This window comes from Marinomonas vulgaris, assembly GCF_018145875.1.
Taxonomy (GTDB): domain Bacteria; phylum Pseudomonadota; class Gammaproteobacteria; order Pseudomonadales; family Marinomonadaceae; genus Marinomonas; species Marinomonas vulgaris.
On sequence record NZ_JAGSSV010000007.1, the window covers coordinates 115,491 to 132,422 of the forward strand.

Below are 16,932 nucleotides of genomic sequence, written 5' to 3' on the forward strand. Positions count from 1 at the left end.
ATTACTCCTTGATTAACAGTGGGGAAAACGTCACCTGGGCTTCATTGGCCAGTCGTTGCCAGTCTTCCATAAAAGCGGCGGACTCGGCGTCTGCGACAACCAACATCAGCGCCGGATACGACTTGCTCGCTGCAGTAAAAAACCGTCGTGTGCCTCGATCTGGGCTTTGTGCGCCATTGACCAGCACATACACAGGCGATGGGCTGGACGACCCAAGAAATTGCGCCTGTTCATCACGGCTATTTAGGGTCGCCACCGATGAAACCTGACTCAGCTCGACAGGCGCGGCGTCGCTCCATTCGAACAGCTTCCAATCGCCAGACAGTGCTGCAGGGAAAATAGCACCCTGCTGGTGGGTGGAGTCGGTTAATGACACCGTTAGGTGAGGCTGTGTTTGTTCATCGATGATGTGTCGAGTCTGCGTTTCTTTTTGTTGGTAACGGCTTTGAATGATTCTTTCGGCGGTAGTGAGCGGCAAGGTCGCACGACGCCAGCGATAGATCAGACCACAAACAATCGCAAGAAAGAGTCGCGGTAAAACCCCATACAAGAAGATGCTGGCCAGCAGAAAGTTCGCCCAATGTTGTCGAGTGCTAGCGCTTTGCGATACCAAATCCACGCGGCTGGCCAATACATCCAACTTATTGGGGAGGGCTAAGCCAAACCACTGAGGAACAACGCTAAGCGACTGAGTGAGCTGAAGAAAGGCTTGATCGCTCAATAGTGTGGTTTCCCATACAAAATCCACCTGATTGGTGAGCAATAAAAGCAAGGTCATCAACCAGCCGGCGAATAAATAACCACACCATGCGGTGTGTGATACACCACTGACCAGCCAAGTGTTGCTGTGTGACGGACATTGCCACTGTAAAAAAGCGTCGCTGACGTGATGGTCTATGTTGGTGTGCTTGGCGATTTTCTTGTTGAGGAAAAGTAGGCTATTAAGCAAAAAACCTTGCCCAGCGGGACGACGTTTCATGGTCGCGACCAAGGTAATGCTCCAAATGAGCAGATTTAGGCAATGAAAGCCTAACATGACAATTAACAGCCAAAAAATATTGACCTGATTAGATTCGCTAGTGGCAAACGCTGAGGGCACAGCAAGAAACCCCAGCACAAAAGACACAACCAGCAAGATCAGCACTGCGCGATGAAAGTGGCGTATGAGCTGGCCAAACTGCGCTGCGTAGCTGTTTTCTAACGGATAGTTGTCTAACTTATCGAGGGCGCTGGGTAAATTTTCGGCATGAGTGGAGAGGCGAAAATCTGTGTGTGTTTCCAGCCAAGCGGCAAGCGCCAGTTTCGCTCTTGGCATCAAAAAGGTCATTTTATCGTGTTACCCTTAATCGCGTTGTCATAGTAGTCGCTGTTATCGCCAGTGCCATGGTGAAAAATGGGTTATCAAACTGAGCTAAAGTGTAGGTAATTGTTAATTCAGATTGCTTAGATTGATAAATCCACTCTACTATAAATTTCTATGTCGTAAAACGATGCTGTTTATTAAGGGACAAAGTCATGCGTTTCAATTCTATACGGGTCAAAAGTTCGTTGCCTATTATGGTGATGGGCATCACTTTTATCATTGCTCTTGTGTCAATGGGTTACATCATCAAGCAGTTGGGAGATGGACTCAATAACCAAGCGGATATTTACAGCAAAGCATCGTCGGTGATTTTAAACGCCGACCGAGATTTGTACCAAGCGAAATTGGCTGAGCAGCGCATTATTGTGGGTGTGGGCAATTTAGCTGATGAAGAGAAAGACCGTGTTGAAAACGCCGATCAAGTTAAAGAGCGCATTCAACTGTTCCGCCAATATTTGGCGATGGAGCCAGAGGTGCAAAAGTCATTGGGAGACATTGATAGTGCTTTTTCTATTTGGCTGAATGCGTCCAATCGCGTTGTGACTGCAGATGCCCAAGCGCCGTCTTTTCAAGCCGCTGAGCAAAAAGCCAACGCTAGCTTTCAAGCGTTAAGAGCGCGTTTAGACAAAGCCGGTGAAGCGGTGAACAATCACGCGGCATCGAGCAAAAGTAAATTGATCGCGCAAGAAGAAGCGTTTCTGAAGTTCGCCATCACCATAGTGGCACTTGGCTTAATCATCGCGATCTGGTTTAGCTACAAAACCCCGAAAACCTTAACCAATCAAGTCAGTTACCTTGCCCAGCGTATTCGTGAAATTTCCGAAGGCGATGGCGATTTAACCCAAAAAATCGACTTTACCACGAAAGATGAATTAGGTGATTTGGCTAATGAATTCAACGGATTTGTTGATCGTTTGCGCGGCATCATCAGCAGTATTCACAAGCAATCGGATGAATTGGGTGAAATGACCGGACAGCTGACTCAAGTTTCGAGTAAAACCTCGGGCATCACCACAGCATTGGCCAATGCGTCCGCGTCTATTGTGAGTGCCGGTCACGAAATGGACATGTCCAATCAACAAATGGCCACGGTGGCGCAAGACACTGCCAACGAAGCCAAAAATTCCAATAGTTTAACGCAAGACGGTATGGCGGCAGTGAATAAGTCTCAGCGCGCGATTACCGAATTGGTGTCAGACATTGAAAGTGCCCTTGAGCGTTCTGCTGAATTGCAACGCAGCTCTGAAAGCATCACCTCTGTGTTGGAAGTGATTGGTAACATTGCTGAGCAAACTAACCTACTAGCGCTGAATGCGGCGATCGAAGCGGCTCGTGCCGGTGAGCAAGGCCGTGGTTTTGCGGTGGTGGCTGACGAAGTGCGAACCCTAGCGACCCGAACACAAGACAGCACCAACGAAATTGAAACCATGATTGAAAAGCTGAAGCTCAATGTGACAGAGTCATCCAAAGCGATTCAAAGCAGCCGCGACAACGCGCAATCGACGGTGAGCAATTTTGGTGAAGTGACCGAGATTTTCAATAGCTTGCAAGCCTCTTTTGGTAAAGTGCAAGAAATGGCCGCGCAAACCGCACAAGCCACTCAGGAGCAATCTATCGTAGCCAACGACATCAATCGAAATATGGTGTCATTGAAAGATCAAACCGACTCGGTGCAATCGGTTTCCGATGTGCTCAAGCAGCAATCGGACGACATTACTAAGTTGTTCAAAGCGCTGGATCAGCAAGTGGGCAGCTTCAAGGTATAACTCTGGATTTATCCGCTTTTTGGCACGACAAAAGCGTCACAATTGGCGCTTAGTCGTAGCTGTACAAAGCGTATCCCGTTATCATACGCCGCTATTGAAGCGGCGTTTTTTGTTGCTTCACCCATAATGCGAACACGCTTAGGATTGTCATGAAAAAAAACTTTGTTCTTTCCCACCCTAAATTGTCTTACCAGCGCATCATCGAAGCGGCGAAAAACGAAGTAAAGCAATACATTAAGCAGCAAAGAACCAAAGCGCTACCAGAAGGCGCGGACTTTTGGGGGTTTAACTGCAAATTTGGCCAAGTGGCTGACAAAGCGCGCTCTATTCACGAAGGCGATATTAATACCAACATCAGCTCAGCTCAGAGCCAGCATTGGAAATCCTTTTACCTAGAAGTGATTCCAACGCCAAAAACACGCGCTAAAAGAACTCAAGATTAAACACAGATCAATGTCGATCACTCGCCGTATGAACAGCACAAGGATACTTTTTTGAAGGAATTCGAGTTAATTCAACACATCTTTCAAGCCTCTGTGATGGCCGATACGCGAGGCCGAGACGATATATTATTGGGCATCGGCGACGACTGTGCCCAAGTGGCTGTGCCGACGGGTCAAAGTCTGGTATTTTCCATGGACACCTTGGTGGAAGGGCGACATTTTCCTTTCGACGCGGACCCGGTCGACATTGGCTATCGTGCGGTGGCTTCTTGCGTGAGTGATTTGGCGGCCATGGGTGCTAAACCGGCGTTTTTCACTCTGGGGTTAACGATTCCTGACTCCGATCCTCAATGGTTGGCTGGACTGGCGCAAGGCATGGCAGAACTGGCAGAACCCATTGGTTTGGCGCTGGTAGGTGGCGACACGACCAAAGGCCCGCTGACCATCACGCTGCAAGTGCATGGTTACGTGGAAGCGGACTTGGCGGTGAAACGCAGTAGCGCGCAAGCGGGCGACGATATTTATGTGACTGGATTGCTTGGCGACGCCGCCGCTGCAGTGCCGATTGTGACTGGCGAATGGCAGGTGTCGAGCGAGCGCTTCGATTACTTTTATGAGCGTTATTGGCGACCAAAACATCGGCTGATTTTTGCGATGGCGATGAAACGAGTAGCTCACGCCATGATGGATATCTCCGATGGCTTGGCACAAGACCTTCAGCATATCCTCAAAGCTTCCGGCAAAGGCGCTATTTTAAACGCCAGTGCCTTACCTATTTCTACGCCCTTGCAACAATGGCAACCGGATGCGGCCATCGCGTTAGCACTTACCGGCGGCGACGATTACGAACTTTGCTTTACGGCCTCGAAAGCTCAGGCTGACGAAGTGTCTTTGATCGCTCAAACCCTTGGTTTGGAATGCACGAAAGTGGGTGAAGTGACCGAGGACGGTTTTAGCATTCAAGGCTACGACGGTGACATGACCGGCTGGCAGCATTTTTGATAGAGTGTGTTCGAGAGGCATTAACTCACACACGGTACGATTTCACGAACAAACAGGTAATTACACATGGCGAATTCAGCACCTGCGTCGGTTTGGCGTAACCCAATCCATTTTTTAGCCTTTGGTTTAGGCTCTGGCGCGGCACCAAAAGCCCCAGGTACATTTGGTACCCTTGCTGCTGTGCCGATTTTTATCTGGCTGTTGCAAGGCTTAGGCACTACCGAATACCTTTTCATGTTGGTTTCTACCTCGTTAGTGGGTATTTACTTATGTGGCAAAACTTCTAAAGACATGGGCGTACACGACCACTCTGGCATCGTGTGGGATGAATTTGTCGGTTATTGGATTACCATGTTCCTCGCCCCTGCCGGCTGGATGTACATAGTGTTAGGTTTTGTTCTATTTCGCCTATTTGATATCTTAAAACCTTGGCCGATTTCTTGGGTCGACAAACACGTACACGGCGGCTTTGGCATCATGTTCGACGACATATTAGCAGGCTTAATGTCATTTGTTGTCTTGCAGGCCTTGGTACACTTTGTTTTTTAAACATCTTTTTACACGCTAAGATGCTTATTATAGTAAGCCACAAAAGCACCTATCTCATTAGGTGCTTTTGTGGCTTTATAGAATGGATTCAAGGCCTTTTTTATCAATTAAATAGAGAAGTCGAGCGGCTGCGCCGTTTGGTTGAGATTTCCCTTGCTCCCACTTTTGTATGCTTTCTATACTCATGGCCAGCACACTAGCAAGAACACCTTGACTGATGTGTGCTTTTAACCTGATCTCTTTGATGCGTGATGCCGTCATTTCTATTGGTTTGTCATGCAAAGCTAGGGCATCTATTTTTCGCATTGTAATCTGGCTTACGGCTCCTTTTTCATGAAAGCGCCTTGCCATTACCTGCACACGATCAATACGTTCATCCTTCATAAGACACCTCTTTAAGCAGACCTGCTTCTATTATTTCAGCCATTTTTTGTTCTGACATTGTTAGTAAATCTTCAGCGAATAGTTTGTATGCTTCAAGCAGCTTATCTGGGATTTCTTTCCCCTTTTTAGGAATGTCTGCTTTACGCCAACCAGCAATAAAGATCATTCTCTCATGTAATTTAACGGCAACGATGCTTCTATTTGAGTCACGTTTACTTTGTTTTAGTGACGCGATTCTCTTTTTAAATGACTTATTAGGGACAAGTTCTCCATCATGGAGTCCAAAAGACAGTTCTTTCGCGGCAGCGGCTACTTTAGCGTCTATTAATTTGGCTCGTTTCATAAAAACTAAGAAATCATCGGTAACATACACTTTCATTGAATCGCATCCATTTCGAAACTATGGTAATTAATACTATGGTTTTATGAGGAGTCAAGTGAGTGAAGACGGGTGAAGAGAGTATTCGTTATTCAAGTTAAGTGATAGGCCCGCCAGCCTACCACTCTCCTTGTCTATCCATGCTAGCGTTGAACTGGCACTGGCTTATTGAGTTCTTTTCGTTTTCTCAAGGATTCATAAAAAGGTGCGTAGACAGGTCGGTCGACATATTGGCCATCGCCAGATTGGGCTATCAGGACGTTGTCGTGCCACGCCAGTTTGCCGTTGCAAATGGTGGTTTCAGGGACACCGTTTATTTCCATGCCTTCAAAAATGCTGTGTTCGATTTTCGAGTGATGGGTTTTGGCGGATAGGGTTTTGCTCGCTTTTGGGTTCCAAATGACGAGATCGGCGTCGGCACCTACCCGAATGCAGCCCTTGTTTGGGTAGATATTAAAGATCTTCGCGGTGTTGCTGGAGGTGAGGGCAACAAATTCGTTCATGGTGATTTTGCCCGCGTTGACGCCTTTTTCCCACAACACCATCATGCGTTCTTCTACCCCAGCGGTGCCGTTGGGGATCATCGCAAAGTTGTCTTTGCCCATGGCTTTTTGCTCGGCGCAAAAAGCGCAATGGTCGGTGGCGGTGGTTTGCAGTGTTCCCGCTTGAACGCCTTTCCATAGGGCATCTTGGTGTTGTTTAGGGCGAAATGGAGGGCTCATAACATGAGCGGCCGCAGTGGCCCAATCGGTGTTTTGGTACACGCTGTCGTCGACGGTTAAATGCCCCGCTAGCACTTCACCAAATACCGTTTGACCGTGATCCTTGGCGTAGCGAATGGCATCGACGGCTTCTTCTGTGGACACATGCACTAGATAAATTGGCGCTCCCAAGGTGTTCGCAATACTAATGGCACGATTCGCCGCTTCGCCTTCTACCGACGGTGGACGAGACAGCGGGTGCGCTTCTGGCCCTGTCATGCCTTCGGCTAATAATTTGTTTTGTAGGTGATACACCAACTCGCCATTTTCTGCGTGAACCGTCGGCACAGTACCCAGTTCTAAGCAGCGGGTGAAGCTGGAAACCAAGATGTCATCGGTGGCCATGATGGCGTTTTTGTAGGCCATAAAATGTTTGAAGCTATTCACACCGTGTTTTTCCACCAAGGTGCCCATTTCTTCGGCGACGCTGTCGTCCCACCAGGTAATCGCCACGTGGAAGCTGTAATTCGAGTGAGCTTTTTCCGCCCATTCGCGCCATTGTGCATAGGCTTCCAGCAGAGATTGCTGTGGGCTAGGGATAACAAAATCAATAATAGTCGTGGTGCCGCCAGCTAATGCGGCGGCTGTGCCTGAAGCGAAGTCGTCTTTGGCGACTGTACCCATGAAGGGCAACTGCATGTGAGTATGGGGATCAATGCCGCCTGGCATGATGAGCTTGCCTGTGGCATCGATGGTTTCGACACCGTCGGGCAGTACGTTAATGTCGCCAATTTCGACGATCTTGTTGTCTTTGCATAGAATATCGGCTTTGAAGGTTTCTTCATGGGTGACAATGGTGCCACCTTTAATCAACAAACTCATGAGTCGTCCTTTTTAAAAGTCGGCCCGAAGGCCGAGTGGATAAGATGAAATTAAACGGCGTATTCGCCAAAGATTAAGATTGCAGCGCCTCAGATTGGCTGGCGTGGGAAGCTTGCATATTGCCCAAGATGAAATACACCAAGGCACCCGTGAAAGCGCCTGTGAACCAGCCATAGCTATAAAACCAGCCCAACGCCGGCACGTTTAGCGCGACCAAGGTGATCAATACCGGCGCGGCAAAAGCCATTAAGCCCGCGGTGTTAAAAGAAGGGTACAAGCTATTTGGCGTGTAGAGGGCGACCAAATCTAGGTGCTGACGTTTGATCAGGAAGTAATCCACCATCATGATGCCAGCAATTGGGCCTAGTAAGCTGGAGTAACCCAATAACCAGTTGGAATACATGCTTTCAACGCTGACATCAGATTCCAACCAGCCCATTTTTTTCAGCAACTCCCAGCCCATCAGCAAGATGCCTACTGCACCGGTGAGTAATACGCCACGGGTGTGGTTGATGTATTTTGGCGCGATGTTTTGAAAATCATTGGTAGGGGAAACGATGTTGGCGGCGGTGTTGGTCGACAAGGTGGCGATGATGATTAATACCATGGCCACGGCGACCCAAGCTGGGCTGTCGATTTTGCCAATCAAGGAAATCGGATCGGAAATCGTCTCGCCAACAAGCGCGGTGGACGCAGCGGTCAATACCACACCTAAAGCCGCGAAGAAAAACATGGTGACAGGCAAACCAATGATTTGACCAATTACCTGATCTTTTTGTGATTTCGCGTAGCGGCTAAAATCGGGAATGTTGAGCGATAAGGTCGCCCAAAAGCCCACCATGGCGGTCAATCCACCAAAGAAATAGCTCATAAAACCGGCGTCTTCAGGACGGTTAGCAGGCGTTGCCAACACTTCGGTGAAAGACACTTTATCGCCTGCCCACATCATCAAGCCGATACTAACGATCAATAAAAGCGGTGCAGACAAGGTTTCCAGCCATTTGATGGACTCAGAACCACGAATTACCACCACCATTTGCAGTGCCCAAAAGAGGAAGAAGCCGATGACTTCACCCACGCCACCTAAGCTGGCCCAGCCAGATGAGATCGCGGACAAAAATAAGTGAATCGCCAAGCCGCCGAACATGGTTTGAATACCAAACCAGCCACAGGCGACAAAGCCACGAATCAGACAAGGAATGTTCGAACCCACTACGCCGAAAGATGAGCGCAGCAAGACAGGAAACGGAATGCCAAATTTAGTACCGGGAAAGGCGTTCAGTGTTAAAGGGAACAATAAGATGACGTTGGCGATGAAGATGGTAAACAGCGCTTCCATGACCGACAAACCAAAGTAGGCGGTTAACACGCCACCGAGCGTATAAGTGGGGACACAAATCGACATACCTACCCACAAGGCGGCAATGTTCCATTTGTTCCAAGTACGATCTTTGATTTTTGTTGGTGCTAAATCATCGTTGTATGCGCTGCTTTCCTGCAGATCGTTATCGACCTCCAGTTCGTAAAATTCCCCTTGCTTAACAGACTTGCTGGTCATGGTGCCACCTCTTCTATTGTTTGGATTGTTTTGGGTTATCTGGACGGTTTTAATTGGTTATTGCTTCTCTTGTTCGTTGGCGATGCGTTCGCTGGCTTCGAGCATGGCATGCAGCAACACATTAGCGCCGGCGGCGCATTCTTCAGGCGAGCTGTATTCCGCTTCGTTGTGACTGATGCCGTTTAAACAAGGAGTGAAAATCATCCCTGTTGGCACTAAGTCGGCCATGTAACAGGCGTCATGACCGGCACCCGCGTAAATGTCCATGTGGCTGTAACCGAGTTTTTCCGTGGCGGCTTTCACATCGTCGGAAGCATTAAATTCCACTGGTGCGAAATACCAGAAAGGGTCTAAATTGACGTCTAAGCCATATTCTTTGGCGATCTGATCACAAAATGTCACCAACTCTTCGTGCATGGTGAGCAATACATCGGGCTTGGGGTTGCGCAAATCAGCACTGAAATTCACCTTGCCAGGAATGGTGTTGCGCGAATTCGGCCAAACGTTCATATAACCCACGGTGCCCAAGCCATTGTCATAGCGCAGCGCGATCTTATTGATTTCAGTAACGATGGCCGACGCAGCGAGCATGGCGTCTTTGCGCAAATGCATGGGCGTGGTGCCAGAATGAGAAGGGCGACCGACGACTTCCACGTTGTACCAGCGAATGCCTTGGCCAAGTCGAACGATGCCGATGGATTTTTCTTCGTCTTCGAGAATTGGACCTTGTTCAATATGTGCTTCAAAAAACGCCCCCATGTGGCGGCTGCCAAGCTCCATCTCTCCTAAATAACCGATGCGCTCTAACTCGTCGCCAAGGCGGATGCCATCCACATCGGTTTTATTCAATTCGGTTTCCAAATCAAAGCGACCGACATAGGTGCCGGAACCTTGCATCGCCGGCTGAAAGCGCGAGCCTTCTTCGTTGGTCCATACCGAAAACTCCATTGCAGTGGGCGTTTCTATTTTGTTGTCATGTAGAGTTCGCAATACCTCAACACCGGCCAATACGCCAAAGACACCGTCGAATTTACCGCCCGTTGGCTGAGTGTCTAAATGACTCCCCGTGCCAACCGCTGGTAAGCTGTTGTCTGTGCCAGGGCGACGAGCGAAAATGTTGCCAATTTTATCCACTTCCACAGTACAACCACAGGCTTCGCACCAAGCAACAAACAGGTCACGGGCTTGCTTATCTAAGTCTGTGCCGGCAAGACGATTGCAGCCGCCTTTTTCTGTGCCGCCAATGTCACCCATTTCCATTAAGGTGTCCCAAAGGCGTTGCTCGTTAATGCGAAGATCTTGCATGGTGTGCTCCTATTACCGGTTAATATTTACCAAAAGGTAAAAAACAAAGACAAAAAAATTGCCGAATGACTTGTCTTAACGGTCAGCAATAAGCAGGCCAAGTTTTCAAGATGTTTGGAGTGAAAGGCTCGTTTGCCCGTTGTGAATGTGCTATTTTAAAGGGCGAAATTGAGATAATATTTAATAAAAACAGTGCTTTATAAATTTAATATTATTTTTAAAGCTTGCAAAGGCGGACGCCAGCGTGATGGAAAAGAAAACGAAACGCACCAAACAATCGATCAATCGTGAAGAATTAGAGTCGCGTATATTGCGCTCGGCGGAAGCTCTCTTTGCTGAAAAAGGCTACAGTGGCTCATCAATGGAAGCCATCGCAATGAGCGCTAATATTTCTAAACAAAACCTGATTTATTACTTTCCAAACAAAGAGTTACTCTACCAACGGGTGCTCAAAGAAATGCTCGACATTTGGATTGAAAAGCTGTCTTTTCTAGAGGCGCACGGCGATACGCCTGAAGCCGTTATTCGTCGTTATGTGCATGAAAAAATGCAGCTTTCCCGCCTGTATCCCAATGGTTCTAAAGTGTTTGCCCATGAAATCATCAGCGGCGCACCCGTGTTAAAAGAATACCTGATTAGTCATCTAAAGCCGCAATTTGACCGTGACGTAGAAATTGTTAAGTCATGGATAAATAAGGGGTTAATTCAAAATGTTGACCCAGAGCATTTGTTTTTTACCATCTGGGCGGCCACGCAAACCTATGCGGATTTTTCTGTGCAAATGGAAGTACTGTTAGGGCGAACCAAATTAGACGAAAACGATTTTTCCCGAGCGGAAGAAGCCGTGACCAGCTTTGTTATGCGCGCTATTGGTGCCAAAAAAAATAATGAATAATTTTTTTTGTCTTTTCTAAAGGAATAAAACGCCATATTGAATCGATTTCTCCTTCGTAAAATGTGTAAAAAAAGTGCGTTATTTCATAATCTTAACCATTTAGTTAACTTTTTGCTTATCTAAACTTTATTCGGCAAGAACCGTTTTAGTGCGCGTTTTGCACTAATAAAAACAATTTACTCTGCACAAAATGATTGCTATTAATTTTTATACCAAATGGTAAAAAAGTTAATTTTACGGTGTGTCCGTCTTTCATTGATAACCAACTGTGTGGAGTGAATATGATCTCTTTTTTTGATGCTATGTCTTATGAGTTTGCCACTGGGCCAGACTTGTATGCACTCTGCCAAGCGGCGGGAACCGTGCGAGACGCCGCTTGGGGTAAGCAGCTTACCTACTCCAAAAAAGTCTTCATTCCACTCACCAATATGTGCCGTGATCGCTGTGGTTATTGCACCTTTGTGCAGTCACCTGATTCGCCCGCTGCCAACTACATAACCCCAGCGCAAGTGCTGGACACCGCACGTCAGGGCGACAAACTCGACTGCAAAGAAGCGTTGTTTAGTTTGGGTGAACGCCCTGAACAGCGACATCAAAAAGCCCGCGATGTACTGGCGTCTTTGGGTTACGACAACACCCTAGATTACTTACACGACCAATGCGAAAGCGTACTCACTCACACCCGTTTGCTGCCTCACATCAATGCGGGAGCCTTGTCTTTTGCTGAGCTGAAACGCCTCAAACCCGTGGCCGCGAGCATGGGTATGATGTTGGAAAATATTTCTACTGATTTACTCAAAAAAGGCCAAGCGCATTATGGCTGCCCTGATAAAACCCCCAAACGCCGACTCGATACCATAGAACAAGCGGGACGTCTCGATATTGCTTTTACCACGGGGATTTTGATCGGCATTGGCGAAAACTGGGAGAACCGCGTACGCAGTCTAATCGCCATCCGTGATCGACATTTAGCCTATGGGCACATTCAAGAAGTCATCATTCAGAATTTTCGCGCCAAAGCAGGCACCGCCATGGCCGGTTGCCAAGAACCCGATTTAGACGACATGAAACGCACCATCGCTGTGGCACGTTTGATTTTACCCGATGACATCAGTATTCAAGCGCCACCCAATTTAGAAGTGGAATACGGCAGTTACATCAACGCAGGCATCAACGATTTTGGCGGCATTTCGCCCCTCACTAAAGATTTTATCAACCCAGAAAGAGCTTGGCCGCAAATCCAACAGGTGGCGACTGCCTGCGCCGGTTTGGGCTATTCCTTGGCGGAGCGATTGACGATTTACGATCGCTTTCATCGTCAACACGACAAGTACCTCACCGCGCCGTTAACCCAACGGGTTAGCCGCCAATTACAGGGAGCCATCGCATGAATTTATCACAGTTTACGTCTCATCAAGGGCACATCAGTGCGCCTATCAAAGCCATTTTAGCGCGCAGTTTATTAGGCGAAGAGCTGAGTGTAACCGACGCTTGTACCTTATTTGCTACCCAAGGCGCCGACGCTCAAGCGGTGCTGGACACCGCCAATCAGGTGCGTGAGAAACGAGTGGGCAATACAGGCACTTTCGTGATCACACGCAATATTAATTTTACCAATGTCTGCTACATGGGCTGTCGTTTCTGTAATTTTGCCAAGGAAAAAGGCGACAAAGAAGCCGAATTTTTAACCGTAGAACAGGTGGCCGATCGTGCCGAAGAAGCGTGGCAGCGAGGCGCTACCGAGGTGTGCATTCAAGGGGGCTTGCACCCAGACATTGGCCCAGATTATTACCGTGAGTTAATTATCGCGGTGAAAAAACGCGTGCCGGATATTCATATTCATGCCTTTTCGCCTTTTGAAATTTGGTATGGCTGTAAAAAAGGCCGCTTGGAACCAGAAGTGTTTTTGACTGAATTAAAAGCTTTGGGGCTAGGGTCCATGCCCGGCACCGCCGCCGAGATTCTGGACACCGAGGTACGCAAGCAACTCACCAAAAACAAGCTCACCACAGAAGAATGGGTGCGCATCATCAAGGCCGCCCATTCGGTAGGCGTGAAGACCACCTCGACCATCATGTACGGCCACGTTGATCAGCCGATTCACTGGGCAAATCACTTAAAATTATTGCGCGACATTCAAAAAGACACCGGAGGTTTTACCGAGTTTGTGCCACTGGGATTCATCCATTATGAAACCCGTTTGTACAAAGACAATCCAGACAAGGTGCGCCCCGGCCCCACGCAAGATGAGCACTTTAAAATGCACGCCATTGCCCGGCTAATGCTGCAAGGTCACATCGATAATATTCAAGCGTCTTGGGTCAAAATGGGCCCAGAAGTGGCGACTAAAATGCTGCAATCGGGCGCCAACGACTTAGGCGGCACCTTGATGAACGAAAGCATTTCTCGTGCGGCGGGGGCTACCCACGGCCAAGAAGTATTTCCAGAAGACATGGTGGCGAACATTCACGCTGCCGGCTTAAACGCCATACAGCGCACCACCAAATATGACACGGTGAAAGACTACGGCACGCGACCTCTGGCGACGAATCGTATCGCGATTCAAGGGGTGGCTTAATGAAGATTACCTTATTGGCTGGCGGGGTCGGCGGCGCAAAGGCCGCGGAAGGCTTAGCAAACAGTCGTTTTGCTGAGCACACCAAGATCATTGGTAATGTGGCCGACGACGACGAGTTTCATGGATTATGGGTATCTCCCGACATCGACACACTGATTTATTCCCTTGGTGATCAAATTGACCGCCAACAAGGATGGGGACGCAAAAATGAAAGCTATCAAGTGCTGGGTGAGCTGCGCGCTTTTGGGCAAGAAACCTGGATGACACTGGGGGATTTGGATTTGGCCACGCACATTTTTCGTACGCACCTGAGACGCTTAGGGGTCAGTGCCAGCGAGATCACTCAACGTCTGGCCATGCGTCATGGCGTGTCCATGCCTATTTTATTGCCCACCGACGATGTGGTGCAAACTCGAGTAAACACCCCAAAAGGCTGGTTGTCGTTTCAAGAATTTTTCGTTCGTGAACACTGCCAATTGGACGTTCTCGACATTGAATACCACGGCGTAGAAAAGGCCACACCGACTCCGTCAGCACTGGAACAAATTGTCCACAGCGACGTGATCGTGATCGCACCGAGTAATCCGATTGTCAGCATTGGCGCGATTCTCGCCGTCCCCGGTATTCAACAGGCCATCGAAGCAAGTTCGGCTTATGTTATCGGTATCTCTCCGTTAATTGGCGGTAAAACGGTAAAAGGCCCTGCGGATAAAATGCTCGAAAGTGCAGGGAAAAGCATCGATTCAAAAGGTATCTATGATTGTTATACGTCTTTCATAGACGCCTTAGTGATTGATGAAAGCGATAAACACGACGCCGCTTGGCTGGAGTCTCAAGGGATCAAGGTGCTGGTCACGCCCACTTTAATGGCCACCACAGAAGACAAAACACGCTTACTCACCGAGACGGTCGAGTTTGCCTTGTTACAGCAAAAGCAGAGGGCCGCCTAAATGATAGCCGTAATCGATCATATTTTAACCGACAAACTGTGTGTGGTGATTCCGATGAAAGCCCCCAAACGCGCTAAACAGCGCTTGATTGGCAGCTTGCCCAACACATCGCGAGAACAGTTAGCGATGACCTTATTTGAAAACACCTTACGTTTCTTTCAGCGCCATTTTCCGACCCTAGATGTGCTGGTGGTGAGTGAATCCCTTGAGGTGCTGCAAGTCGCACAAGGTTTCTCGGCCAATACTCTATTTGACGATGGTCAAGCGGGGCTAAATGGCGCGCTGACGTTCGCCTGCGATTGGGTAAAACAAAGCGGCTACGACAGTCAGCTGGTTATCCCGAGCGACATTGCGGTATTGGATAAACGTGAAATTCTCACCTTAATTGACGCTATGGCTCACGCTCAGGTGGCAATAGCGGTGGCCAAAGATGGCGGCACCAATGCCTTATTAACCTCGCCACCAGACGCCATCGATTTTGAATACGGCTGTGATTCGGCGGTGGCACATCAAACGAATGCACGCAATAACCGATTGGTTTGTCGTGCTTTGCATTTGCCTTACCTCGCGCTAGACATTGATCAAGGCGAGGACTTAAAGCAAGCCGCTGTGCAGTCTCCCGAGCGTTTTGCTGTGTGGAAAAAGTGTTTTATCTCACCCGTGAAGGAGCATCGCTATGTCTGACTCTATAAAAGACGAAATGACCATGTTTCGACTGATGGGCTTGCCGGATTTTCAAACTGGCGACGACTTGGCGCAAAAGATCATTGATACCTTTAGCGCGCAAAACAAGACCCTTCAGTCAGGGGATATTTTAGTGGTCGCTCACAAGGTGGTGTCGAAAAGTGAAGGCGCTTGCGCTTATTTAGACGACATTACACCGAGTGCCGACGCCATCGAGTTGGCAAAAAGCGTCAATAAAGACCCGCGCAAAGTGGAAGTGATCTTGTCCCAATCCAACCGCATTGTCCGTGCGATGAAGCGGCCCGACCAAGAGGAAGGCGTGCTGATTGCCGAGCACAAGAATGGTTATATTTGTGCCAACGCGGCGGTGGATGAATCCAATGCGGATCACCCTGGCCAACTGATTTTACTCCCTGATGATCCTGATAAAAGCGCGCGCGCATTGTGCCAACGATTGGAAACCCACTTCGGTTGCAATCTTGGTGTGGTGATCAGCGATACCTTTGGTCGCCCTTGGCGTTTGGGTCAAACCAATGTGGCGATTGGTCTTGCCAACGTGCCAGGAGTGATGCACATGTTGGGCGAGGCAGACGCATTTGGTCGCCCATTGAGCGTAACGGCACCGGCTTTTGCCGATGAATTGGCCGCCGCGTCCGGCTTATTAATGGCGAAAAGCGCCAAATCCCCCGTGATTATTTTTCGTGGCCTTTCTTGGCCAAAAACCGACAGCTCGAGCCGAGATCTTATTCGCGCTCACAATGAGGATCTTTTTCGATGAAAGCAGACACAACAAACACAGTGGCCATTATTGGTGGCACAGGCCCGCAGGGCAAAGGCTTGGCGTTACGTTTGGCGCAAGCGGGCGTGAGCGTGGTGTTGGGATCCCGTGATCCCTTCAAAGCACAAGAAACCGCCGAGGGTTTAAAAGCCTTGTTGACCGATAGCGAGGCAGACATTAGCGGCATGAGCATGGAAGACGCCACTCAAGCAGCGGGGGATTTGGTGATTTTGTCCGTGCCTTATTCCGCTCACGACACCACGCTGACCACCCTAGCGCCTTTGTTGGTGGGCAAGGTGCTGGTCGACATTGTGGTGCCACTGGCACCGGGGAATCCAAAAGCGGTGGTCATGCCCGAAGCCGGCTCGGTCACAGAGTCAGCACAAATATTGTTGGGCGACGATATTCCTGTTGTGGGCGCGCTGCATAACGTGTCGGCGATTACGTTGAACGATTTATCTAGACCGATTAACTGCGATATTTTGGTGTGTGGCAACGATTTGGACGCGAAAAAGCGCGTGATGGCCTTGATCGAAAAAATGGGCACAAAAGCCTACAACGCGGGACTGGCAGACAGCGCCCGCTGCATCGAAGCCATTACGCCCATTTTAATCCGCTTAAACATCTCGAAAGACGTGCCTTTTAGTCACGCGGGCATTCGTATTTGTCCCCCTGAGCATTGATTTAACATAACGCCATTTAGCACATTTTATTA

The 16,932-nt window shown here is 48.7% G+C and carries 17 protein-coding genes; 11 read left to right on the plus strand and 6 right to left on the minus strand.

Going from position 1 to position 16,932, the window contains the following annotated elements; genetic code table 11:
• Nucleotide 1 precedes the first annotated feature (1 nt).
• On the minus strand, nucleotides 2-1,327 hold the full coding sequence (locus J9B83_RS07995) for a DUF2868 domain-containing protein (protein ID WP_211536229.1): 1,326 nt from the start codon (nucleotides 1,325-1,327) through the stop codon (nucleotides 2-4).
• Between the two features lie 188 nt (nucleotides 1,328-1,515).
• Between J9B83_RS07995 and J9B83_RS08000 the strand changes: the two genes are divergently transcribed.
• The 4 genes from J9B83_RS08000 (at nucleotide 1,516) to J9B83_RS08015 (ending at nucleotide 5,123) form a co-directional block, all read left to right on the plus strand.
• Nucleotides 1,516-3,129, plus strand: coding sequence for a methyl-accepting chemotaxis protein (locus tag J9B83_RS08000; RefSeq protein ID WP_211536230.1), 1,614 nt, complete (start codon nucleotides 1,516-1,518; stop codon nucleotides 3,127-3,129).
• Nucleotides 3,130-3,278: 149 nt separating this feature from the next.
• Entirely contained in the window at nucleotides 3,279-3,572 is a 294-nt protein-coding gene (locus tag J9B83_RS08005; protein WP_211536231.1) for a DUF6172 family protein, read from the plus strand.
• Between the two features lie 51 nt (nucleotides 3,573-3,623).
• Nucleotides 3,624-4,574 carry a thiamine-phosphate kinase gene (gene thiL / locus J9B83_RS08010; RefSeq protein WP_211536232.1) on the plus strand — a complete coding sequence of 317 codons (951 nt, stop codon included), beginning with the start codon at nucleotides 3,624-3,626 and terminating at the stop codon, nucleotides 4,572-4,574.
• Between the two features lie 66 nt (nucleotides 4,575-4,640).
• Nucleotides 4,641-5,123, plus strand: coding sequence for a phosphatidylglycerophosphatase A family protein (locus J9B83_RS08015; RefSeq protein WP_211536233.1), 483 nt, complete (start codon nucleotides 4,641-4,643; stop codon nucleotides 5,121-5,123).
• 75 nt (nucleotides 5,124-5,198) lie between these two features.
• Here the strand turns inward: J9B83_RS08015 and J9B83_RS08020 are convergent, their stop codons facing one another.
• From J9B83_RS08020 to J9B83_RS08040, 5 genes are all read right to left on the minus strand, one after another.
• Nucleotides 5,199-5,507, minus strand: a complete 309-nt coding sequence (locus tag J9B83_RS08020) for a helix-turn-helix domain-containing protein (protein ID WP_211536234.1) — start codon at nucleotides 5,505-5,507, stop codon at nucleotides 5,199-5,201.
• Nucleotides 5,497-5,886, minus strand: coding sequence for a type II toxin-antitoxin system RelE/ParE family toxin (locus J9B83_RS08025; protein WP_211536235.1), 390 nt, complete (start codon nucleotides 5,884-5,886; stop codon nucleotides 5,497-5,499). Before J9B83_RS08025 ends, J9B83_RS08020 begins: the two co-directional genes overlap by 11 nt.
• A gap of 143 nt (nucleotides 5,887-6,029) precedes the next feature.
• Entirely contained in the window at nucleotides 6,030-7,469 is a 1,440-nt protein-coding gene (gene hydA, locus J9B83_RS08030) for a dihydropyrimidinase (RefSeq protein ID WP_211536236.1), read from the minus strand.
• Between the two features lie 73 nt (nucleotides 7,470-7,542).
• On the minus strand, nucleotides 7,543-9,027 hold the full coding sequence (locus tag J9B83_RS08035) for an NCS1 family nucleobase:cation symporter-1 (protein WP_211536237.1): 1,485 nt from the start codon (nucleotides 9,025-9,027) through the stop codon (nucleotides 7,543-7,545).
• A gap of 57 nt (nucleotides 9,028-9,084) precedes the next feature.
• Nucleotides 9,085-10,332 carry a Zn-dependent hydrolase gene (locus tag J9B83_RS08040; protein WP_211536238.1) on the minus strand — a complete coding sequence of 416 codons (1,248 nt, stop codon included), beginning with the start codon at nucleotides 10,330-10,332 and terminating at the stop codon, nucleotides 9,085-9,087.
• A gap of 247 nt (nucleotides 10,333-10,579) precedes the next feature.
• On the opposite strand from J9B83_RS08040, the gene J9B83_RS08045 reads away from it, so the two are divergent.
• The 7 genes from J9B83_RS08045 (at nucleotide 10,580) to npdG (ending at nucleotide 16,900) form a co-directional block, all read left to right on the plus strand.
• Nucleotides 10,580-11,227 (plus strand): TetR/AcrR family transcriptional regulator, encoded by a 648-nt coding sequence (locus tag J9B83_RS08045; protein ID WP_236037194.1) that lies wholly within the window; start codon nucleotides 10,580-10,582, stop codon nucleotides 11,225-11,227.
• Nucleotides 11,228-11,508: 281 nt separating this feature from the next.
• On the plus strand, nucleotides 11,509-12,618 hold the full coding sequence (gene cofG, locus J9B83_RS08050) for a 7,8-didemethyl-8-hydroxy-5-deazariboflavin synthase CofG (RefSeq protein ID WP_211536240.1): 1,110 nt from the start codon (nucleotides 11,509-11,511) through the stop codon (nucleotides 12,616-12,618).
• A complete protein-coding gene (cofH, locus tag J9B83_RS08055; protein WP_211536241.1) occupies nucleotides 12,615-13,805 on the plus strand; it encodes a 5-amino-6-(D-ribitylamino)uracil--L-tyrosine 4-hydroxyphenyl transferase CofH in 1,191 nt (396 codons plus the stop codon). Before cofG ends, cofH begins: the two co-directional genes overlap by 4 nt.
• Nucleotides 13,805-14,755 (plus strand): 2-phospho-L-lactate transferase, encoded by a 951-nt coding sequence (gene cofD, locus J9B83_RS08060; RefSeq protein WP_211536242.1) that lies wholly within the window; start codon nucleotides 13,805-13,807, stop codon nucleotides 14,753-14,755. The genes cofH and cofD overlap by 1 nt, the downstream gene beginning before the upstream one ends.
• Nucleotides 14,756-15,439 (plus strand): 2-phospho-L-lactate guanylyltransferase, encoded by a 684-nt coding sequence (gene cofC / locus J9B83_RS08065; protein WP_211536243.1) that lies wholly within the window; start codon nucleotides 14,756-14,758, stop codon nucleotides 15,437-15,439.
• Nucleotides 15,432-16,217 carry a coenzyme F420-0:L-glutamate ligase gene (gene cofE, locus J9B83_RS08070; RefSeq protein ID WP_236037195.1) on the plus strand — a complete coding sequence of 262 codons (786 nt, stop codon included), beginning with the start codon at nucleotides 15,432-15,434 and terminating at the stop codon, nucleotides 16,215-16,217. Before cofC ends, cofE begins: the two co-directional genes overlap by 8 nt.
• Nucleotides 16,214-16,900: an NADPH-dependent F420 reductase gene (gene npdG, locus J9B83_RS08075; RefSeq protein ID WP_211536244.1), complete on the plus strand. Its 687-nt coding sequence runs from the start codon at nucleotides 16,214-16,216 to the stop codon at nucleotides 16,898-16,900. Before cofE ends, npdG begins: the two co-directional genes overlap by 4 nt.
• Nucleotides 16,901-16,932: the final 32 nt, after the last annotated feature.